This is a genomic window from Vibrio sp. 10N.222.48.A3 (genome assembly GCF_041475345.1).
Taxonomy (GTDB): domain Bacteria; phylum Pseudomonadota; class Gammaproteobacteria; order Enterobacterales; family Vibrionaceae; genus Vibrio; species Vibrio tasmaniensis_A.
The window spans coordinates 1-240 of sequence record NZ_JBFRVX010000049.1; the positions used below are offsets into that span (position 1 = coordinate 1).

Here is a 240-nt window from a genome sequence, read left to right on the forward strand (position 1 = left end):
GAGCTAAACCCTGAAGACTTAGCTGAGTGTCGCACTCTTGGCGAAATCGTTGCTTACATGAACAGCAAGCTTCCGGCTTCTGCTCCTGTAGTCGCTCAAACTGCAGCAACTTCAGTTCAAGCAGCTAGCGGTTTAGATGCCGCTGTCGTTCAGAAGACGATGCTAGAAGTGGTAGCAGAAAAGACGGGCTACCCGACTGAAATGCTCGACCTAGCAATGGATATGGAAGCAGACCTTGGT

At 50.4% G+C, this 240-nt stretch carries 1 protein-coding gene; it reads left to right on the plus strand.

Annotation, left to right across the window (positions count from 1 at the left end; all coding sequences use genetic code 11):
• Positions 1-240: hypothetical protein (locus tag AB4653_RS01880; RefSeq protein WP_372103186.1), on the plus strand; the 240-nt coding region annotated here is incomplete at both ends.